This is a genomic window from Marinococcus sp. LNSP9103-4, assembly GCF_056034345.1.
The window spans coordinates 38313-58266 of the sequence record NZ_JBQLIA010000016.1 but is presented as its reverse complement, the minus strand read 5'-3'; the positions used below and the strand labels follow the sequence as shown (position 1 = coordinate 58266).

The following is a 19954-nucleotide window of genomic DNA, read 5'->3' as shown; positions in this document are numbered from 1 at the left end:
GTATTTTTTTGAAAAAGCAACCGGATTATTTATTAAAGCGTTTACAAAATGAGTAGTTTAGTTTATATTGAATACGTATTCAAAAATGAAGGAGGATGCTTAATGCCGACTTATTTGAAAAGAGGAAAAAGCGATCAGGAAAAGCAGGAGGCGGACACAAAGGTTCAGCAGGCGGTGCAGGGGATCATTCATGACGTAGAGCATCGTGGAGATGAAGCAGTCCGGGAGCTCTCCGAAAAATTCGACAAATGGTCGCCGGAAGCATTCCGTTTATCGCCCGAGGCTATTCAGCAGGTAATCGATGGACTACCCCAGCAGGTCATTGACGATATTACCTTTGCGCAGGCACAAATTCAAAATTTCGCAAGGCATCAGCGGGAGTCGATTCAGGATATTGAAGTGGAAACGCGGCCCGGCGTTATTTTAGGGCATAAAAACATCCCGGTGAACAGCGTAGGCTGCTATATTCCTGGCGGACGCTATCCGATGGTGGCCTCTTCCCATATGAGTATTGTGACAGCAAAGGTAGCCGGGGTCGAAAGGGTAATCGCCTGCACGCCACCGAGTAATGGTGAAATACCGGCAGCTACAGTAGCAGCTATGCATATGGCCGGGGCAGACGAAATCTATCTGTTGGGAGGAGTTCAGGCAATGACCGCCATGGCTATCGGAACGGAAACTATACAGGCGGTGGATATGATTGTCGGCCCGGGCAACGCTTTTGTAGCAGAAGCAAAGCGGCAGCTGTACGGAAGAGTAGGTATAGATTTATTTGCAGGCCCGACCGAAACGCTTGTCATTGCTGATGAAACGGCTGATGTGGAAATGGTAGCGACCGATATCCTCGGCCAGGCAGAGCACGGCCCGACGTCTCCGGGCGCTCTTATTACTACGTCCCAATCGCTTGCCGAGTCGTTGGAGGAGGAGATTGCCCGTCAGCTAAAAACACTCCCGACAGCGGAAGTTGCAGAGCAGGCATGGCAGGACAATGGTTCAATTATCGTAGTGGAAGATGTGGAGGAAGCGGTTCAGGAAGCAGATAAGCTTGCCTATGAACACGTAGAGGTTCTCACGAGCAATCCGGATTATTTTCTGGAAAACATGACAAACTACGGTGCGCTCTTTCTCGGGCCTGAAACGAATGTAGCCTACGGGGACAAAGTAATTGGAACCAACCATACACTTCCGACCAAGCAGGCGGCAAAATACACGGGCGGCTTATGGGTAGGCAAGTTTTTGAAAAACTGTACGTATCAGCGTGTGACGAAGGAAGCCAGTGTGGAAATAGGCAGATACGCCGAACGGCTGTGCGAGCTTGAAGGCTTCAAAGGCCATAAAGCTCAGGCTTCATTACGTGTCCAAAGATACAGCACCACCGACTGAACGCGGCACGAAAATTGAACTATATGGATAAATGTGCTAATTTAAAATTAGTTGAATGCGTATTCAACTAATTTCGGGAACATGAAAAGGTGATTGGTAAGTGATGAAGTTAACTGTGACGTCCAACGATGTAGCCAAAAAAGCAGGCGTGTCCCAGGCAACGGTTTCAAGAGTAATTAACAACTATCCTTATATCAAGGAAGCCACACGGCAGAAGGTGTTAAGTGCGATAGACGAAATGGGCTTTACGCCGGATGAAGTCGCGAGAAGTTTAAACAAACGAAAAACCGGCACGATTGGTTTAATTGTCGGGGACATAGCGAATACCTTTTTTGCAGAAACCGCGAAAATTATTATCACCGAAGCCAGAAAAAAAGGCTACGACGTCATATTAACAGATACCAATCACAGCAGTGACAATTTAAAAACAGCGATAGATACACTGATCGGAAAGCGTGTGGAAGGGATCATTGTCGGATCCGTGGAAAGATATGAAGAAGAAATCAACCGGCTTTACAGCTCGGATACCCCTGTCGTTTTGTATAATACAAAAACGTATTCAGAAAAGGGGCATTCCTTCGTACTCGACAACGTTAAGGGCGCTCACATGGCGATGGAGCATTTGATCGGCAAAGGCCATAAGCGCATAGGGTTTGCGACGCTGTTAACAAAGTATTCGACGCTTTATGAAAGAAGTATTGGCTATGAAAACAAGCTTGAAGAACATAGCATTCCCTATGATCCAGCGCTCGTTTACGTTGGGGATTTGGAGCACACAGCGATTTCGGATTATATAAAAAAAATAATGAAGGGCCCGGACCCAGCAACAGCTGTATTTGCTGCTTCAGACCAAATGGCGCTGGCCATTATGGAGAGCTGTAAAACGATGGATCTGGATGTGCCGGGTGATCTGGCAGTTATTGGCTTTGACAATATCAACCTTGCGGCTAATCCTTTAATAGATTTAACGACTATTTCCCAGCAGCATGAACGTATGTCGCTTTTGGCAGTGGAAAAATTAATTAATTTACTGGCATCCGGGGAAAAGCAGGAAGCCTATACGGACGAGGTTATTGAGCCAATTTTAATTGAGCGGAGCACCACGTAAATAATAAAAAAACAAAGAAAGCGTTTACAAATAAAATGCTGCCTGTTATTGTATACGTATTCATAAAATTTTTAACCGTTTTTGAATACGTATACAAAAAAGGAGGAAAAGCCATCAGCTCTAATCTATTCTCTTTAGAAGGGAAAACCATCGTCGTTACTGGTGCTAATAAAGGCATAGGCAAGGAAATAGCGGTTATGCTGGCCGAGGCCGGCGCCGGCGTGGCTCTGGTAGCTCGGGATGAACAGGCTTTACAGGAAACAGCCCGTATCATTCAGGAGAAAGGCTGGACGGCTGAGTCATTTCCGTTTGATTTAACCGACACCGAACACCTGGACGAATTATTCGGAAGTATTTACAAAAGGTTTGGCCGGATCGATGTGCTCCTGAACAATGCCGGCACGAATATCCCGGCGCCAGCAGAAGAGGTCACGGAGGAACAATGGGACCGAATCCACGACATTAATTTAAAAAGCGTCTTTTTTGCCTGTCAGGCGGCCGGAAAGTGGATGCGTGAAGCGGGGCGCGGAAAGATTATTAATATGTCCTCCCAGATGGCTTTTGTAGGGTATTACAACCGCACAGCCTACAGCTCAAGCAAGGGAGGAATTACGCAGCTGACCAAATCACTGGCAATTGAGTGGGCTTCTTATGGAATCAATGTTAATGCTGTAGCCCCGACCTTTATTGAAACACCAATGACAGAAAAAATGTTTGAGGATACGGAATTTAAAGAGGAAGTGCTTGCAAGAATTCCGCTTGGCAGACTGGCCCGGCCTGAAGACTTATTCGGAGCGGTGGCATTTCTCAGCTCGGCTTCCTCCGATATGGTTACCGGCCAGACGATCGTCGTCGATGGCGGCTGGACCGTCTGGTGAGAGCTTCTGATAATACACAACAAAACAATCGTCTTAGGAGGACTAGTACATGAATGAAAACTCGACAAAAAGCATTAATGAACAAATGAAGGAACGGATTGTACGATTTAAGGACATGAAATCGCAGGGCATCCCGCTGATGTTTATCGACAGCATCATCCCGGGGCACAACCGGATTAATTACGCAGTGATCGGGGACACAGCAAGCGAAAATCCTGAATACAACCCGATTATTACTGAGCCGCATGGCTTCCAGATTGGAATGGTCAAGGCTCCGCCCGGAAACGGCCCGGCTTTTCATACGCATGATTATATTGAATCGTTCATGCCGCTGAGTGGAAAATGGCGCTTTTATTGGGGAGAAGGTCCGGACGAGATTGAAGGTGAAGCTATTTTGGAAGCATGGGATTTGATCACACTGCCGAAGGGGCTGTACCGCGGTCTGGAAAATGTGAGCGATGAGGACGCGTGGCTGTTTGCGGTGCTCGAGCAGCATGAAGTGTTTGAAGGAAAGGATCCTTACTGGGCGCCCGACGTGATGAAACAAGCAGCCCAATACGGGTTCAATGCTGACGAAAAAGGCAAAATGGTGCCGCCGGAGGATTTTAAGGAAAGAGAAAAAGAAATGGCAGAAAAATTGAAAATGGGAGAGTGAAAAAATATATAATAGAAGAATTACGTAGACGAGAGTCTATAGGCAAGCGGGACACAACCAATGCTCAGGAGGGTATTTTATGGAAAACAAGAATGCAGCCAAAACAGGTAAGAAACAGGAAGAGGCTCTGACAGCCGGAAACGGAGAACCGGTCCAGGAAGTGACACAAAGCCCGAAGGCAGAAACAAAAGGCGGAAAGGCCACTGTTCATAAGCATCTAGTACATTACGCTGACGGCAGTGAAGTAAACGCGATGGACGCCCGGGATGATGAGGATTATCTGCGTATCCCGGAGCATGAAATCAAAAAGCAGTCGATGAAGGGCTACGGGAATTACCACAATATCGTCGACTATATTGTACGGATTACCCGTCAGATCTGGAAGGAAAAGGACATCGGGCTTATTTATGATACGTACAGTCACGGCGTGCAGATCCACCGCGGGCTCATTAACAGCCACGGCGTTAACGAAGTAATCTCGGGTACACTGCAAACCCTGCAGGCTTTTCCAGACCGTACAGGCCTGGGCTGGAGCATTGTATGGTCCGGCAACGATGAAGAAGGCTTTTTCACTTCTCACCGCGGCAGGTCCGTAGCGACTAATATTGGTGACACCCTTTATGGTCCTGCAACAGGGAAAAGAGTCGTTTTCCGGACAACCGCCGACTGCCTGATTCATGAAAACAAAATATATGAAGAATGGCTCGTGATGGATACGCACCACCTCGTGCAGCAGCTCGGCTATGATCCGTTGGAAATAGCTAAGCGTACCGCGAAGCAGACAAAGCAGCTGGCTCCTAACCTGCAGTTCAGCCTGTCCCAGTCGGCAGAGGAAGGGCTTCCGCCAAAAGAGTATATCCCGCAGCACAAAGAATTTGAAATTGGTGATTTTATACTCGAAATGTTCAACAAAGTGTGGGAGCGCCGGTCGTTTAATTATGTAAAGAATTTTTACGAAAGCAATGCCGTGATTCATTACGTATGCAATAAAGACATGGTCGGACATAGTGAAATCCAGGGCATGTTCATTAACCTGTTTGCCTCTGTACCGAATGCCAAGGTGCTGCTTGACCGTGTGACGTGCAACAAAAAAGGCTCGGATGACGATTGGGATGTAGCTGTGCGCTGGAGAATTCAAGGTGTACATGGCGGTATTGGCTATTTCGGTTCACCAAGCGGAAAAGCGGTGGAAATCAACGGGATGAATCATTTCAAAGTCCGCAACAAAAAGATTCAGGAGGAATGGATGCTGTTTGACGGCATGGAAGTGCTGCGCCAGATCTATGCTCAAATGGACGAAGATAACGAGGGCGGCGACAACCAGTTTTCCTCTGAGGACGGTAACTTTACCGGTGTTTCATAACAATCATTGGAGGGAGGTATCATGAATTCCATCCGAAAGCTGCACGAAGGATATCATCATAAATGGTTTTCTCCTGCGGAAATAGTTACGGACTGCCTGCGAAAAATAAAAGCCCGGGACAGCGAACTTCATTCCTTTATTTCCATAACAGAAGAAGCAGTACTTGAAGCAAAAAACATAACTGAAGAATTTAATAAGGGCCATTTCGAAAGCAAGCTGGCGGGAATTCCTGTGTCCTACAAAGACATTATTAATACAAAAGGAACAAAAACGACCAACGGATCCTGGATTGACAGGGATTACGTTCCCAGTGAAGACGCTGCAGTGGTAACGAATCTAAAAAGCCGCGGGGCCATTACTTTGGGGAAGAACAATTTACATGAGTATGCGTTTGGGATTACATCAAAAAATCCCTTTTACGGAGACGTTCTCAATCCGTGGCATCAGGACTATATGGTAGGCGGGTCCAGCGGCGGCTCGGCGGCGGCTGTAGCTGCCGGCTTTTGCTGCGGTTCCGTTGGCACGGACACCGCAGGGTCCATCAGAATACCGTCCTCATGTACAGGAATCACCGGGTTAAAGCCGACGTATGGGCTCATCAGCAACGAAGGCATTTTTCCGTTATCCACTTCGATGGATCATGCAGGACCAATGGCTAATTATGTATCAGACATCCCACTGCTGCTTCACGGCATGCAAAAAAAAGCTGCGGGTTATTCAAATAATATTGGAAGACCACTGAAGCTGGGCGTCCCCAAGCAGTACTTTAATGAAAACCTTAGTGCGGAGGTACAGAAGGTGTACGACCAGTTTTTAGGAAACTGTCGTTCAATGGGAGCCGAGCTAATAGAAGTGGACACGGCTTTCTTCAACAGCTCCATTGAGCTGGCCCGGAAAATTGCCGCACCGGAGGTTACACTTGTACATCGGGGAAAAGCATCCCTTGAAGATTACGCAGAAGATATCGGCCCCACGTTTGCACGGGGAGAAAAAGCTTTGGCGTTAGAATATTTGGAAGCTCTTAAACAAAAGGAAGAAATGACACTCAAATTTTCCAAACTATTTACACAGGTGGATATTTTAGTAACTCCTACTCTTCCTGTTACCCCGCCGCGTCTGGGAGAAAACCAGGTTTTGGACGGGGAGCATATAAACGAAGCAATGATCAGATACACGTGCCCGTTCGACATTACAGGGCATCCGGCTCTGTCCATGCCCGGCGGCCTTTCGGGCGGTCAGCTGCCAGTGGGGATTCAATTAGTTGGAGGCTGGCATCAGGAGAAAACCGTGCTGCAGCTTGCTGAAGAATATGAACGTTTGTTTTTAACACCGTTTTATGAGCAGAGAAACAAGCAATGTGCAACTGCCGGCAAATAATGCTGCAGAATCAGCAGTGAAATTGGTTTGCAGCTTGCAGGCATAAAAAATAGGGGGCATAAAAATGTATAAAAAGCCATCACTGTTACTACTGTCCGGAACATTGGTTTCGTCACTGGCGCTTAGCGGCTGCGGTAATTCCTCGGGGGATGAAGATTTAGAAGGGGAGACAGTCACTGTAGCAGTTACCGAAGGAGATATCGGCCAGTTTAATGCATGGGAAGCGAGAAGTGAAGAATTCACGGAAGAAACGGGCATCGAAGTAGAATTCATCGGGGTGCCTTACAATAACCTGCTTGACCGCATTACTACTGAAGGTATTTCGGGAGAGGGCACCTTTGACCTGGTCACGTATCTGGACACGATGGGACCGTCTGTGCAGCAGTTTCTGGAGCCGTTAGATGAGTACGCTGCCGAGGACGACTATAATTTTGACCGCTTTCCGGAATCATCGTTAAATTTATCCACATTTGACGATGAGGTACACAGTCTGCCGGTTCGGGCAAACGCGCAATTGATGTTTTACCGTAAGGATGTTTTTGAGGATTTAGGCATCGATCCACCGGAGACATGGACGGAATTAGAGGAAGCAGGCAAAGAAATTACAGAAAATACAGAAATGTCAGCAATTTCCCCTTATTATCAGGGCGGAAACAACGGGCAGAACATGTACATGTGGACCTCTTACTTGTGGAGCAACGGAGCAGATATTTTCGACGAGGATATGAAGCCGGTGTTTAACTCTGAGGAAGGTATCGAAGCGACCCAGAGGTACGTTGACCTGTTAGTGGAAGATGAAATTGCCTCCCCGGGTTCTGTTTCCTTTGGGGAGCAGGATGCACGAACTGACTTTAAACAGGGAAATTCCGCCATGTGGGTCGGCTGGTGGTGGGTATATTCCGACTTTAACCTGAGTGATTCAGCAGACGAGGAAGTTCAGGGTAATGTCGGCTTTACTACTGTACCCGGCTGGGAAGGAAAAGGCAGCACCGCAAATATTTCTACTTTCCCACTGGGCATGATGAAGGATTCAGAGAATAAAGAAGCCGCCTGGGAATTCATGAAATGGGTAAGCGAGCCGGAAAACGAAAAAGAGATCGTCCTGGATGCATTGAATGGAGACTCGCCGTCTGATCAATTCTCCACCGACATTTCCCAGACGGAGAATTTTAATGACGAAGAATTAAATGAAGCGGGCGACGATTTGTTCAAAGTAGGCGGAGAAGCGTTTGGAAACGCCCAGACACTTCCAAAAATTCCGGAGTGGCCTGAAGTCTCAAACATTATCAGCAGTGCCATCTCAGATATGGCAGCCGGAGCTCCGGTAGAACAAACGACGAATGAAGCGGCTGCGGAAGTAGAACAATTGTTGGAAGAAGAAGGATATTACGAATAAAACCATTCAGCCCCCTTACGGTGAAGGGGGCTCCCTAACAATGTTTTATCGGCATCGGCCTCAAAGAGGAGGATAAAGGCATGACCAATAAGTATTTTAAATATATACTGCTCGCCCCTGCACTTTTAATCGTTGGAACGATTACCGTGTTCCCGCTGGTCCGTTCACTCTGGATCAGTCTCCATGAATGGGATTTAACCGAAACGCTTGAAACCGGCCCCTTTGTAGGGTTTGATAATTATCTTCAGGCAATGTCGGACGGAAATTTCTGGAATAGCGTTATAGTGACGCTAATATTCACCATAAGCACTGTCTTCATCACCATTGCAGCAGCAATAGCTGTCGGCATGCTGCTGAGTAAAGAAAAAAAGCATCTGTCGTTTTTACGGGCTGTACTGATCATTCCCTTTGCTTTAAGTCCGGCGCTGGTAGGGTATTCCTGGCGATTTATGCTGAACCCGGATTACGGGCTGTTTGACCGCATTGTCGGATTTTTGGTTCCGCCGCTGTCAGATGTCGTCTGGCTCGGCAACCCTTCTACGGCAATGGCCGCACTAATTTCCGTTGCTGTCTGGATATGGCTGCCGTTCATGAGTCTCATGTTTATCAGCGGATTAATGGGCATGCCAGGAGAAGTATTTGAAGCAGCAAAAATCGACGGAGCTTCCGCTTTTCAGACGCTTTTCCGTATCACCCTGCCCATGCTGCAGCCGATCATTTTGATCGCCTCTATTCTGATGACGATGTTTGCCCTGAAACAGTTTGACCCCATTGTCACACTAACCAGCGGGGGACCGGGGAATTCCACCGAAGTTTTGAACTTCCTCATCTATAATACGTCCTTCAGGTATTATGACATGGGTTACGGAGCGGCTCTTGGCTACATTCTCGCCATTATAACGATCGGCTTCGTTCTTATTTACATGAGGAAACTCGTGAAAGGAGGCGAGTGGAACTAATGAATACTACAGCGGCACCTGCTACGGAAGAGAAGAAAGCCAAAGCACTGCACAAACGAAAAATAACGCTGGGTGTAGTGGAAACCATTGGCGTATTGCTCGTCGTAACGTTTTTGTTTCTGCCTATTTTTTGGATCACCTTAACTGCCTTCAAGCCGGTATCGGAAGTGTATTCGTTAAGCGTGTTTTTCCAGCCGACCCTGGAGAACTTCAGCAGAATATTCAGCGCAGAGTATAATTTTGGGAGGTTTTACTCCAACAGTACCATAGTCGTGTTTTTCACGCTGCTGATCACTATGCCGGTCAGTGTGCTGGCAGCCTACAGCATCTCCCGCTTTGACATGAAGGGGAAACAGGTATTCATGTTTGCGATTCTGGCAACGCAGTTTATCCCTTTAATCGTCAACGTGATTCCATTTTTCATTATGTTCCGGAACTGGGGGATCCTCGATACTACACTGGCGCTGATTATTGTAAATCTTGGCCACACGATTCCTTATGCGATCTGGCTGATTAAAGGCTTCATCGACAGCATTCCGCAGGATATGGAGGAAGCAGGAATGATTGACGGTGCGGGCAGGCTCCGTGTCATATGGCATATTCTGCTGCCGATGGCCCGGCCGGGTATTATTACTGCCGCCGTCTTCTGCTTTGTTATTACGTGGAATGAGTACATGTTTGCGCTTATTTTAACGAACGAAGAAGCCGTAACATTACCGGTGGCTCTGTCCTACTTTGTCGGTCAGAACGGTGTAATCTGGAATGAAATGGCTGCTGCAGGCATTATCTATGTGCTGCCGACGATTATATTTATGCTTATCGTCCGGAAGCAGTTTGTTAAAGGTATGAGTGCAGGAGCAGTGAAATAATTTATAGAACCTGGGAGGCGTTTATGCAGTATTTAAAGAAAGCTGATGCCATTTCGTCCGAAGTGACGGAGGAAACAGAGCAGATTGTAAAACAAATTATTAAAGACGTGAAGCAGGAGGGCGATGAAGCGGTTAAACGCTATGAGGAGAAATTCAGTGACTCCGCACGGCCCATTCGTATTTCTGAAGAAGAGCTGAATGAAAGCATTGCTTCTCTTTCAGACGAAACGAAGAGGTTGATCGAAAGAGTAGTGGAGAGGGTGACGGCGTTTGCTGAAGCTCAGCTCGAATGCCTGCAGCCCCTGGATAAAGATTTTGGGGAAGGCATCCGGATGGGGCACCGGGTAATACCGGTGGAAAAGGTGGGAGCATATGTGCCTGGCGGCCGGTTTCCGCTGCTTTCCTCCGGACCGATGGTAACGGTGCCTGCCAAAGTGGCAGGGGCAAAACAAATTATTGCGTGCAGTCCGGCTAATTATAAAGGCAGCATTCATCCGGCGGTATTGTACGGGCTCCATTGCTCGGGGGTAACGGATATTTTCGCCATAGGCGGAGCGCAGGCTGTGGCAGCAATGGCGACAGGTACAGAAACGGTGCCGGAGGTCGATGTCATTGCCGGGCCGGGTAACCGGTTTGTAGCAGAAGCAAAAAGGCAGGTATTCGGCAAAGTGGGCATCGACCTGATTGCCGGACCGAGTGAAGTGCTCGTGTTTAGCGATGAATTTGCAAAGCCCGAATGGTGTGCTGCGGATTTACTGGCCCAGGCAGAACACGATCCAAATGCCAGAGCCATTCTTGTTTCCACCTCGGAAGAACAGGCCGCACAGACAATCATTGAGGTGGAAAAATATTTGAAGCAGTTTTCTGAAGATTCACCGGCTCACGCGGCGTGGGAAAAAGCGGGAGAGGTTGTTGTTGTAGACAGCACCAGCCAAGGCATCGACGTGTGTGATGACTACGCTATCGAACATCTGCACGTGCACCTGCGATCGTACGAGGAGATTAAGGATAGATTGAGCAATTACGGCTCCATATTTTTAGGGGAAGAAAGCTCCGTAGTCTTTTCAGACAAGGTTTCAGGAACCAATCATACTCTGCCCACACAGCGGGGCGCCCGTTACACCGGAGGACTATGGGTAGGGAATTTTGTGAAAATCGCCACCCATCAGGAAATTACGGGTAGAGGCACCCAGCATCTGGCCGCTCATGCTACAGCACAATCCGAAATTGAAGGATTGGAAGGGCACCGTTTGTCGGCAGAGGTGCGGCTGGAAAAATAAGTACTCCAAAAGGAGGGGGAGCAGCATGGAACCTCTTGTATTAATTCCCGGTACGTTGTGTACGTCAGCGTTATGGGAGCATCAACACCGTGCTTTTTCTGCTGATAGAGAGATCATCATTCCAGACATGACCCGGGACGCCTCCGTGAAGGAGATGACGGAGCGAATACTGGGCAGTGTTTCCGGATCCTTTTCGCTTGCCGGGCTGTCGCTTGGCGGCATTGTGGCTATGGAAATAATGAAAGAGGCTCCGGACCGGGTGAACAAGCTGGCACTGCTCGATACCAATCCCTATCCCCCGACTAAAGAACAGATAGAGCTTTGGGATAATCAGCAGAAGCAGCTGCAGGCAGGCGGTTTCAAACGAATTGTTTCGGAGCAGTTCCTGCCCAGCGCCGTATTTCAGGAACATGCTGGTGAGAGTGTTAAAGAAGTAATTCGGCAAATGAGTCAGGATGTCGGGGAAGAGGGCTACTACAGGCAGCTTGAAGCTAACAAAACGCGCCCGGGGGCGGTAGACGTGCTTTCTGCTGTAAAGTGTCCGGCGCTGGTTTTGGCAGGCAGGCAGGATGCGCTGTGCGGGCCTTCCATGCAGGAAGATCTCGCGAAGAAAATACCGGGTGCAAAATTGGTTTTGATTGACCAGTGCGGCCATTTAAGTCCTCTGGACCAGCCCGAAGCAGTAACAGCAGTTTTATCCTATTGGCTTCAAGAAAACTAACAAAGGAAGATGAAAATGCTGAAAAACGAGGTTAAAGATAAGATTAAAAAAAACGAGCTGACCCAGGGGGCTATCACAAGCCTTTATTCGCCGGCAATCGTAGAGATGCTCGGATACGCAGGCTATGAGTTTATTATTATGGACGACGAGCACGGAGCTTACAGCGGGGCAGAAATGGAAGAAATGATCAGGGCTGCCCGGCTAGTCGGAATGGTGCCTATCATACGCGTGAGCTATGATCCTTCTAGCATTCAAAAGGCATTGGACCGCGGGGCTCTGGGCATCCAGGTGCCGATGGTAAATTCCCGGGAAGAAGCAGTAAAGGTGGTACAGGCAGCAAAATACCCACCGCACGGGAAACGGGGTACCGCATTTTCAATGAGGGCTGCGGGTTACGGTTTTCACGGGGGAGAAGCGTTTATGAATGCGTCCGATGAACAAATTTTAGTGAGCGTTCAAATTGAAACCCCGGAAGCGGCCGAAAATTTTACGGAAATTATGGAGGTTCCCGGCATCGACATGGCGTTTTTAGGACCGACAGATTTGTCCGTTAATATGGGGTATAGAGACGGAGCAGACAATCCGGAAGTGCAGGAGGTGCTTACAGGGCTGTATCAAAAAAGTGCAGAAATGAAAATGCCCCTCGGTACGATTGCAAGCTCCCGGGAAGACGTGCTTCAGGCACAGCAGAAAGGTGCCTGCTTTGTTTCACTCGTTATCACCAATGTCATAAAACAGGCACTGATGGCCAGCCTGGCCCCGAAGCAGTCTGCCAATTAAATATGCACGGTGGGAAAGTCTTCTGTTTGACGCTGCCTGCTGAAGGGAACTGCTGATGTAGACAGACATCATGGAGGGATCACAGATGAGCGATAAAAAAGGTTTTGGCGACAAACTGAAAGGAAACGCGAACAAGGTCAAAGGGGAAGCAAAAGACCGTATGGGAAGCGCCACAAACAATTCAAAGATGCAGCGCGAAGGAAAGAAAGACAAGCTTAAAGGCGTCGCCCAGGATAAAAAAGGCGATTTTAAAAACAAATAATGAAAAGGAATAGAAGTTTTCCCGTGAGGGGCTTCTATTTCTTTTTTTATGATATACATAGTCCGGTGCGCTTCTTAATCAGAAAGCTAATAGTTATCATCCGACTTTATCAGGCACGAAAAGCAGGGCACGTATTTCAGGGGATTGATATTCTCTAAATAAGAGAGGTCATTATTATGGATAGTTTACAGGGAATGAATAACGCCCTGCGTTATATTGAGAATCACTTAACGGAGGCAATCGATTTTCAAGAAGTGGCCCGTATTGCCTGCTGCTCGGAGTACCATTTTAAGCGGATGTTTTCTTCTTTAGCAGGCGTCCCGGTATCGGAATATATCCGGCGCCGCCGTTTAACGATGGCAGCGCTTGATCTTCAGCGTCGCCAGGTACGTGTTATCGATACAGCGTTAAAATATGGCTACGATTCGCCTGATTCGTTTACGAGGGCCTTTCAGAAGCTGCACGGTGTAACTCCTTCAGAAGTAAAACGGCACGGAATTTCTTTAAAAGCATATCCAGGGATGACCTTTCAACTATCTGTCCAGGGAGGAAACGAAATGAACTACCGTATAGAGAAAAAAGAAGCTTTTCGAATCGTCGGTATAAGTAAAAGAGTTCCTATCATCTTTGAGGGAGAGAACCCTGAAATTAATGCCATGTGGAAATCCTTGAACGAGGAGAAAATAAATGAATTACTTGCGCTGTCAAACCGTGAACCGGCGGGGCTCATTCAAGCTTCCGTGAATTTCTCTGAAGCACGCATGGAAGAACAGGGAGGGCTGGATCATTATATTGGCGCAGTCACTGATAAAAAAAGTACCGGAACATGGGACGTGCTGGAAGTGCCTGCTTCCACCTGGGCTGTTTTTACCTCTGAGGGACCTTTTCCAAGTCATCTTCAAACAACGTGGGGTCAAATATATTCGGAATGGTTTCCTTCTTCCGGTTATCAGCAGACATTCGGTCCAGAAATGGTATGGACGGAGGGAGATCAGTTTGATAAGCCTGATTTCAAAAGTGAGATATGGATTCCGGTAGAGGAGAAAGATGAATAATTCTCATCTTTCTATTACAAACAGCCCCGCTTACGATAAAAGCGGGGCTGTTTGTATGAGCTGGTGTTATTAGAAAAGCAGAAAGCTTCTCATTTTAATTTTTCCCCCAGAAATCAAGCAAGACACCGTTATCCTTAAGGAGGGCGGAGGCAGCAAGAACGCCGCTGGTGGTCACCATGGGCGAGCCGCCGCCAGGGTGGGTGGAACCGCCGGCAAAGTAGACATTTTTCAAATCCTGGGAGCGGTTAAACGGCCGTAGAAACGCATCCTGCCGCCGGTTGGATGCGAGACCGTAAATGGAGCCCCTGTAAGCGCCAAACGTTTCTTCCAGATAAGACGGACCGAGCACTCGTTCCTCCACAATATGCGGGCGCAGAAAAAGGCCAAACTCCTCCAGCTTGTCGTAGACAAGATTTCTGTACGATTGTTTTTCATCTTCTGTCATCGCGCCGCCGGGCAGTGCTGGTGCGTTAATAAGAATAAACAGGTTGTCGCCGTCCGGGGACTGGTCGCGGTCGCTGTAGGAGGAGTTGCTGATATAAATGGTTGGATCATCTGGAAATACTCCGTGCTTGAGCTGCTCAAACTCTTTTGGATAATCGGCAGAAAAGTAGACCTGGTGATGCTTTAACTGCGGAAGGCGGGTGTTGAGTCCGGCCATGATCACAAATGCTGAAATAGATGGCTCGGGATGAGCTGGAACGGTCCGGCTCTTTTGACTGAAGCCCTGGAAAAGTAACGGATACTGGCTGAGAAGATCCCCATTTAATAATACACTGTCCACTTCCAGAGATCCTGAGGCTGCATGCACGGTTTGAGCACGTCCATTGCGGGTGGAAACGTGGTATACGGGATCATTTAACGAAAAGGTAACGCCAAGCTCTTTGGCTGTTTCATAAAACACGTCGGCAATCTTTACGTTTCCGCCCGGAGTATAGTACACGCCGTCAGCGAGCTCGAGGTGGGCAATCAGCGCGAATGTTGCCGGAGCATCATACGGCGAAGAGCCGATATAGGTTGCATAACGGTCGAACGCCTGCTGCACATCCGGATGCTCGAAAAACCGCCGGTGGAAAGCATGCATGGTAGTGGCCGGACGCACTTTGCGAAGGGCAAGGGCGAGCCCCGGTGAAAGGTAATCCAGCGGCGACTCGAAGGTGCGCTGCAGAAAATTTTCAGTAGCGAGGATGTAAAGCCGTTTCACTTCCCGAAGGTAGTCATCGTACCGGTTGGCGTCGGATTTTGAAAGACGGGCGATGGCCTGTCTTGTTTCTTCGGCATCTGAGGAGACGTTGAGCATGCTGCCGTCAGGGAAGTAATTACTGGTATGCTCCGGCAGCTGTTTGAACGGAAGGAGCTGCCCGGGATCCTTGCCGGCAAAAGCAAGTACGCGGTGGAATATATCTGGCATCGTAATGGTGTTAGGACCATAATCAAATGTATGATTTCCCAGCTGAAACGGGCGGAGTTTTCCTCCAGCCCGTTCGTTTTTTTCGTATACAGTAACGTTTTCCCCGGTTTTAGCTAGTACAATGGCAGCACTTAAGCCTCCGAGTCCGGCGCCGATAACAGCAGTAGTTGTCATTGATAGGTCCGCCCTTTCCATGAATAGCCTTTTTTCGTTTTGTCCAGATAAATCGAATACAGCAGCACAGCAATCATGACTCCCGAAGATAGAGGCTGTACGAGTACTGTCCACCACGGATGGGAAGCTTTTATCGTAATCCCAGTGCGAAGCAAAGCCGTCAGCACGTATGGGACAGCGAGCTGCCACTCGGACATGGCAATGGCAGCCAGCAGAAGAAAGGCCGGGACGATAAAAAAAAGAGTATGAACAGCGATGACGGCCAAAGCAATGATCGCCGAGCGGCCGATCCCCGGAAAAATATTTTTGCTGAAGCCAAGCCACGCTTCCCGGCTGGACGTATACATATAACAGGTAACCGCAGGGCCCGGAGAAACGAGCAGTGTTTTTAAGTGTTTTGATTTTATGTTTTGGGCAAGTGCCATATCATCCACGAGCGCCTGTTTAACAGCAGCATGACCCCCGGCCTGGTCGTAGGCTGGCCGGCTGAAAAACAAAAAAGCCCCGTGTGCTGCAGTAAAGGCCCTCCAGGTGGTGCGGTTAGCGGCTGCGACGGGCAAGTGGGCATACACGACAAAATGCTGCATATACACAAGCAGCTGGCCCCAGAAGCCTTCTGTTTTGAAATGAGGAAACCCGGTAACCAGACCGGCATCGTGCTTCTGAAGAGCCCCCTCTGCCCAGCGGAGGGCGTCCGCGTGCAGTCTTACATCGGCATCAACAAAACACAAATACTGTCCGGCAGCTTCACTCGACAACTGATGGCACGCATGTACTTTGCCGTTCCAGCCGTCCGGCAGCGTGGTCCCCTCAATGTAGCGGGCATTAGGCCAATAGCGTACAGCATCCTGCAGGAGCATTTTTGTGCGGTCAGTCGAATGGTCATCGAGAAAGATAAATTCTGTTTTTAGATCGTCCGCCTGGCGGAGGCTCCGCACAAGCGCTGGCACGTTCCGTTCTTCATTCCGAAGCGGTACAAGAACGCTGATCAAGCCCGGTCGCTTCGGCACCGAAAACGAGGCGAGAGAAGGAAGGGTCCACACGTTAATGATCGTAAATACCGTCCAGGCGCTGAGGATGCATATGAGAATCCATAGGAACATGGCGGGAGTCCTTTCTATTTTTTCTGCCGGAGGGAGGTCCACCAGCTGCTCATCGTCTGTGAACCTCTCAAAACGGTAGTGTAGTTCTCCATATGCTCGTAAGCGATGTCTTCACGCATCTCGTCCCATTGATGCTGCAGGTGACGCTCCAGCGCGTCCTGGGATGCAGCTCTCGAAGCGAGGTTCTCCGGGGTCCTCGGGAGCGGTGGACCGATGTTTATGAAGATTTCAGGCTTTTGATGGTGCAAAAATGTGTAGTGCATCGTAACCGGTACAAACGGTACATCCACCCGGGGAAGCAGATAGGAAATGCCGGGCTGAAGAGTGATCGGAAACTGATCGGCATGGGTTTCTGCCCCTTGCGGGAATAGCCAGACATGATGACCGTTCACGAGCTTATCCTCTGTGTAGCGGAGGGCATTAATAATATCGCGGCTGCTGCTGCGGTCCACCGAGTAGGCCCCAAGCCTGCGGAAAAATGGGAATTCGCGCAATCCTTCTTCGTCCATCATGACGTAGCCCGGGTGACGGAACCAGTGTTTATTTAAAAAGTAGATTAAAAGGCCGTCCCACCAGTTGCTGTGATTCACATAAAAAAGCGCAGCATCGTCGGTGTAGATACTGTTGTTATGCATATGTACGGCTGAGAAATGCTTTTGGATCAAGCGCCGGTCATACAAATAAAACAACTTCTCAAAAAGTGGCTGTTTATTTTCTGTAATCATCTGCGCACCCCCTGTGTTGGACTGTATGTATAGAATTCAGGTTTAAATTGTTATAAAAAGAAGGTATATACAATTAGAATAGAGTTCTATTCCTTATTCGTGCGTATTTAAAACGTGTTGTATAAACGTACAAAAAAAGAGTATTACATCAAGCATTCTCTGGAATGTTATGGTAAAGACGTTCCGGAAAGTTTGTGCGCAGGCGTGAAGTTCGTTACACTTACTAAAGCATACGCACAGCTTGAACGTAGTTGTGACTATATAAGAAGGAAGTGAATAAAATGTTAAAAAAACTATTTGGAAAAGAACAGAAACCTGTAGAAGTCACCATAAAATCGCCGGTCAGCGGGGCATTCGTTGATATTACAGAAGTGCCGGATCCGACATTTTCAGAAAAAATGATGGGAGAAGGTTTTGCGGTTGATCCATCGGAAGGAATTATTCTTTCACCGGTTAAAGGGAAGGTGGAACAGATCTTTCCAACGAAGCACGCCATCGGCATCCGTTCAGAGGAAGGACTTGATGTATTAATTCACATCGGACTTGAAACGGTGTCCTTGGACGGAGAAGGCTTTACATGCAAAGTATCCGAAGGAGAGAGCGTGGAAGAGGGCGATCTGCTGATGGAATTTGATATGGATGTGATCAGTGAAAAAGCTGCCAGCAAAATCACGCCAGTCGTATTCACGGAAGGCGATCAGGTCGAAAATATCCAGATGAACAGCGAAAACCGCCTGAAAGCGGGAGAAACCGTAGTAGCGACTATCACTGTCAAAAAATAATGAAATGCAAAATCCAGCCGGACTCCGGCTGGATTTTTATGTGATAAACGATTATTCGACTACTGTACTTCCCGGATCGAGAAATAAAATAGTCACAAGCGCGAGCAGGAAGCAGTAGATTGCAAAGTAAGTGAGCTTTCCTTTATTCAGGAAGTTAATCAGCCATACGATGCCGAGCCATGAAGCGATCAGCGAGGCAATGAATGCAGCAATAAGCGATACTGCCCCAATAGAAGCGAGGCTGCCGTCTGTAATATCACCGAGGGCAAGCACGGTTGATCCTAAAATGACAGGGATCGAAAGCAGAAATGAAAACCGGACTGATGTCTCCCGGTCCAGGCCGGAAAACAACGCAGCAATCAGCGTGCTTCCGGATCTTGAAATGCCGGGAATGACAGCCACCGTCTGTGCAAGGCCGACAATGACCGCATCGATCGTCGTCATTTCATTAACGGTCCGGCTGCCAATGGTGTAGGCCCGCTCGATGATAATGAGAAAAATGCCGGTTACGGTAAGCGATATAGCGATCATCACCGGCGTTTTCAGAGCGCTGCCAAGCGAATTTTCAAGGAAAACGCCAAGAATACCGGTAATAACGGTTGCAAGTACTATGTACAAACAAAGGAAAAATTCAGGGCGGTCCTCCCGGTTCCTTTTGGCGATATACCGGAAAAATACCTGAATCAGATGAAGAATGTCTTTGCGGAAATAAAAAATGACGGCTACGATTGATCCCAGGTGCAGGAAAATTTCAAATGAGAGGCCGGGGATCGAATGGCCGAGGAGAAATTCTGCAATGATGATATGGGCGGTGCTTGAAATCGGCAGGAATTCTGCAATTCCCTGGACGATTCCTAGAAAAATAGCTTCAAAAATATTCATGGTTCCAACTCCTCCATCAGATTACTTGGATAGTGTAGCAAATCTGGTGATAATTAGGAAGAGTGAAAATAAGCAAATGACTATTCTCACAGACAGTTAAAGACTGGTAAACTAAAACGAATGAATCACATTCGATGCAGAAAGGACGTTAACGATGGATTTTACAGAAAAAACAACGAATAAGAAAACAATATTTGAAGGAAAAATCGTCGATTTATCAGTGCATGACGTAACACTTCCGGACGGGCGGAGCAGCAAGCGTGAAGTGATTAATCACAGCGGTGCGGTTGCTGTGGTGGCGGTCACCCCGGAGCAGAAAATAGTTATGGTGAAGCAGTACCGGAAGCCGCTCGAAAAGCCACTGGTTGAAATACCGGCCGGGAAACTCGAGGGTACTGACAGTCCTGAAGAAACAGCAGCCCGGGAATTAAAAGAAGAGACCGGGTACACTGCAGGGCGCCTGCAGAAAATTGCTTCATTTTATACCTCTCCTGGATTTGCAGACGAAATTGTTCATTTGTATGAGGCGTTCGAACTGGAGGCCGGAGAACCGGAAACCGAAGAGGATGAATTTATTGAACTGATGGAGGTAAGCGTGAAGGAAGCAGATGAATTGATCCAGAAAGAAGAAATTCATGACGCTAAAACCATGTATGCAGTGCAGTATGTAAAAACGATTCTCGGTCAGCGATAATTGAGATTGAATATCGTCATTTATCTGTCACATAGGGAATTCATTGATAATCAACGTCTGAATAACTGAAATTGCGGGACAAATAAGGCCTGTATGC

At 48.0% G+C, this 19954-nt stretch carries 20 protein-coding genes; 16 read left to right on the top strand and 4 right to left on the bottom strand.

Annotated features, from left to right (window positions below; all coding sequences use genetic code 11):
- Positions 1-102: 102 nt before the first annotated feature.
- From hisD (ACTRXG_RS11490) to ACTRXG_RS11425, 14 genes are all read left to right on the top strand, one after another.
- The gene (gene hisD / locus ACTRXG_RS11490) at positions 103-1383 is read left to right on the top strand and encodes a histidinol dehydrogenase (protein WP_474285035.1); all 1281 of its coding nucleotides are present in this window, start codon (positions 103-105) and stop codon (positions 1381-1383) included.
- Positions 1384-1486: 103 nt separating this feature from the next.
- A complete protein-coding gene (locus tag ACTRXG_RS11485; RefSeq protein ID WP_474285050.1) occupies positions 1487-2491 on the top strand; it encodes a LacI family DNA-binding transcriptional regulator in 1005 nt (334 codons plus the stop codon).
- A gap of 62 nt (positions 2492-2553) precedes the next feature.
- Positions 2554-3369, top strand: coding sequence for an SDR family NAD(P)-dependent oxidoreductase (locus tag ACTRXG_RS11480; RefSeq protein WP_474285049.1), 816 nt, complete (start codon positions 2554-2556; stop codon positions 3367-3369).
- A 49-nt stretch (positions 3370-3418) separates the two neighbouring features.
- Positions 3419-4024, top strand: coding sequence for a cupin domain-containing protein (locus tag ACTRXG_RS11475; protein ID WP_474262203.1), 606 nt, complete (start codon positions 3419-3421; stop codon positions 4022-4024).
- Between the two features lie 79 nt (positions 4025-4103).
- Entirely contained in the window at positions 4104-5387 is a 1284-nt protein-coding gene (locus ACTRXG_RS11470) for an ester cyclase (RefSeq protein ID WP_474285034.1), read from the top strand.
- Positions 5388-5408: 21 nt separating this feature from the next.
- Positions 5409-6764, top strand: a complete 1356-nt coding sequence (locus ACTRXG_RS11465) for an amidase (RefSeq protein ID WP_474285033.1) — start codon at positions 5409-5411, stop codon at positions 6762-6764.
- 64 nt (positions 6765-6828) lie between these two features.
- Positions 6829-8160, top strand: a complete 1332-nt coding sequence (locus tag ACTRXG_RS11460) for an ABC transporter substrate-binding protein (protein ID WP_474285032.1) — start codon at positions 6829-6831, stop codon at positions 8158-8160.
- 80 nt (positions 8161-8240) lie between these two features.
- Positions 8241-9119, top strand: coding sequence for a carbohydrate ABC transporter permease (locus ACTRXG_RS11455; protein ID WP_474279033.1), 879 nt, complete (start codon positions 8241-8243; stop codon positions 9117-9119).
- Positions 9119-9988 (top strand): carbohydrate ABC transporter permease, encoded by an 870-nt coding sequence (locus ACTRXG_RS11450; protein ID WP_474281344.1) that lies wholly within the window; start codon positions 9119-9121, stop codon positions 9986-9988. Before ACTRXG_RS11455 ends, ACTRXG_RS11450 begins: the two co-directional genes overlap by 1 nt.
- A 23-nt stretch (positions 9989-10011) precedes the next feature.
- Entirely contained in the window at positions 10012-11268 is a 1257-nt protein-coding gene (gene hisD / locus ACTRXG_RS11445) for a histidinol dehydrogenase (RefSeq protein WP_474285031.1), read from the top strand.
- A gap of 25 nt (positions 11269-11293) precedes the next feature.
- The gene (locus ACTRXG_RS11440) at positions 11294-11989 is read left to right on the top strand and encodes an alpha/beta fold hydrolase (RefSeq protein ID WP_474285030.1); all 696 of its coding nucleotides are present in this window, start codon (positions 11294-11296) and stop codon (positions 11987-11989) included.
- A gap of 15 nt (positions 11990-12004) precedes the next feature.
- The gene (locus ACTRXG_RS11435) at positions 12005-12769 is read left to right on the top strand and encodes an HpcH/HpaI aldolase family protein (protein WP_474285029.1); all 765 of its coding nucleotides are present in this window, start codon (positions 12005-12007) and stop codon (positions 12767-12769) included.
- An 85-nt stretch (positions 12770-12854) separates the two neighbouring features.
- A complete protein-coding gene (locus ACTRXG_RS11430; protein WP_474281352.1) occupies positions 12855-13031 on the top strand; it encodes a CsbD family protein in 177 nt (58 codons plus the stop codon).
- A 176-nt stretch (positions 13032-13207) separates the two neighbouring features.
- Positions 13208-14086, top strand: a complete 879-nt coding sequence (locus ACTRXG_RS11425) for an AraC family transcriptional regulator (protein WP_474285028.1) — start codon at positions 13208-13210, stop codon at positions 14084-14086.
- 94 nt (positions 14087-14180) lie between these two features.
- Here ACTRXG_RS11425 and ACTRXG_RS11420 read toward each other — a convergent pair whose 3' ends face one another.
- The 3 genes from ACTRXG_RS11420 to ACTRXG_RS11410 are packed head-to-tail and all read right to left on the bottom strand — an operon-like array spanning position 14181 to position 17499.
- Entirely contained in the window at positions 14181-15671 is a 1491-nt protein-coding gene (locus ACTRXG_RS11420; RefSeq protein ID WP_474285027.1) for a phytoene desaturase family protein, read from the bottom strand.
- Positions 15668-16774, bottom strand: coding sequence for a glycosyltransferase family 2 protein (locus ACTRXG_RS11415; protein ID WP_474285026.1), 1107 nt, complete (start codon positions 16772-16774; stop codon positions 15668-15670). Before ACTRXG_RS11415 ends, ACTRXG_RS11420 begins: the two co-directional genes overlap by 4 nt.
- 14 nt (positions 16775-16788) lie before the next feature.
- The gene (locus tag ACTRXG_RS11410; protein WP_474285025.1) at positions 16789-17499 is read right to left on the bottom strand and encodes a lysophospholipid acyltransferase family protein; all 711 of its coding nucleotides are present in this window, start codon (positions 17497-17499) and stop codon (positions 16789-16791) included.
- A 281-nt stretch (positions 17500-17780) separates the two neighbouring features.
- Between ACTRXG_RS11410 and ACTRXG_RS11405 the strand changes: the two genes are divergently transcribed.
- Positions 17781-18281: a PTS sugar transporter subunit IIA gene (locus ACTRXG_RS11405; protein ID WP_474285024.1), complete on the top strand. Its 501-nt coding sequence runs from the start codon at positions 17781-17783 to the stop codon at positions 18279-18281.
- 51 nt (positions 18282-18332) lie between these two features.
- Here the strand turns inward: ACTRXG_RS11405 and uppP are convergent, their stop codons facing one another.
- Positions 18333-19163 carry an undecaprenyl-diphosphatase UppP gene (uppP, locus tag ACTRXG_RS11400; RefSeq protein ID WP_474285023.1) on the bottom strand — a complete coding sequence of 277 codons (831 nt, stop codon included), beginning with the start codon at positions 19161-19163 and terminating at the stop codon, positions 18333-18335.
- A gap of 154 nt (positions 19164-19317) precedes the next feature.
- Here uppP and ACTRXG_RS11395 point away from each other — a divergent pair, with 154 nt between their 5' ends.
- On the top strand, positions 19318-19857 hold the full coding sequence (locus tag ACTRXG_RS11395; RefSeq protein ID WP_474285022.1) for an NUDIX hydrolase: 540 nt from the start codon (positions 19318-19320) through the stop codon (positions 19855-19857).
- Positions 19858-19954 lie beyond the last annotated feature (97 nt).

Bases quoted from the DNA above. Each gene is read 5' to 3' on its own strand.
- hisD (WP_474285035.1), top strand. From the start codon at position 103: ATGCCGACTTATTTGAAAAGAGGAAAAAGCGATCAGGAAAAGCAGGAG.
- ACTRXG_RS11485 (WP_474285050.1), top strand. From the start codon at position 1,487: ATGAAGTTAACTGTGACGTCCAACGATGTAGCCAAAAAAGCAGGCGTG.
- ACTRXG_RS11475 (WP_474262203.1), top strand. From the start codon at position 3,419: ATGAATGAAAACTCGACAAAAAGCATTAATGAACAAATGAAGGAACGG.
- ACTRXG_RS11470 (WP_474285034.1), top strand. From the start codon at position 4,104: ATGGAAAACAAGAATGCAGCCAAAACAGGTAAGAAACAGGAAGAGGCT.
- ACTRXG_RS11465 (WP_474285033.1), top strand. From the start codon at position 5,409: ATGAATTCCATCCGAAAGCTGCACGAAGGATATCATCATAAATGGTTT.
- ACTRXG_RS11460 (WP_474285032.1), top strand. From the start codon at position 6,829: ATGTATAAAAAGCCATCACTGTTACTACTGTCCGGAACATTGGTTTCG.
- ACTRXG_RS11455 (WP_474279033.1), top strand. From the start codon at position 8,241: ATGACCAATAAGTATTTTAAATATATACTGCTCGCCCCTGCACTTTTA.
- ACTRXG_RS11450 (WP_474281344.1), top strand. From the start codon at position 9,119: ATGAATACTACAGCGGCACCTGCTACGGAAGAGAAGAAAGCCAAAGCA.
- hisD (WP_474285031.1), top strand. From the start codon at position 10,012: ATGCAGTATTTAAAGAAAGCTGATGCCATTTCGTCCGAAGTGACGGAG.
- ACTRXG_RS11440 (WP_474285030.1), top strand. From the start codon at position 11,294: ATGGAACCTCTTGTATTAATTCCCGGTACGTTGTGTACGTCAGCGTTA.
- ACTRXG_RS11435 (WP_474285029.1), top strand. From the start codon at position 12,005: ATGCTGAAAAACGAGGTTAAAGATAAGATTAAAAAAAACGAGCTGACC.
- ACTRXG_RS11430 (WP_474281352.1), top strand. From the start codon at position 12,855: ATGAGCGATAAAAAAGGTTTTGGCGACAAACTGAAAGGAAACGCGAAC.
- ACTRXG_RS11425 (WP_474285028.1), top strand. From the start codon at position 13,208: ATGGATAGTTTACAGGGAATGAATAACGCCCTGCGTTATATTGAGAAT.
- ACTRXG_RS11420 (WP_474285027.1), bottom strand. From the start codon at position 15,671: ATGACAACTACTGCTGTTATCGGCGCCGGACTCGGAGGCTTAAGTGCT.
- ACTRXG_RS11415 (WP_474285026.1), bottom strand. From the start codon at position 16,774: ATGTTCCTATGGATTCTCATATGCATCCTCAGCGCCTGGACGGTATTT.
- ACTRXG_RS11410 (WP_474285025.1), bottom strand. From the start codon at position 17,499: ATGATTACAGAAAATAAACAGCCACTTTTTGAGAAGTTGTTTTATTTG.
- ACTRXG_RS11405 (WP_474285024.1), top strand. From the start codon at position 17,781: ATGTTAAAAAAACTATTTGGAAAAGAACAGAAACCTGTAGAAGTCACC.
- uppP (WP_474285023.1), bottom strand. From the start codon at position 19,163: ATGAATATTTTTGAAGCTATTTTTCTAGGAATCGTCCAGGGAATTGCA.
- ACTRXG_RS11395 (WP_474285022.1), top strand. From the start codon at position 19,318: ATGGATTTTACAGAAAAAACAACGAATAAGAAAACAATATTTGAAGGA.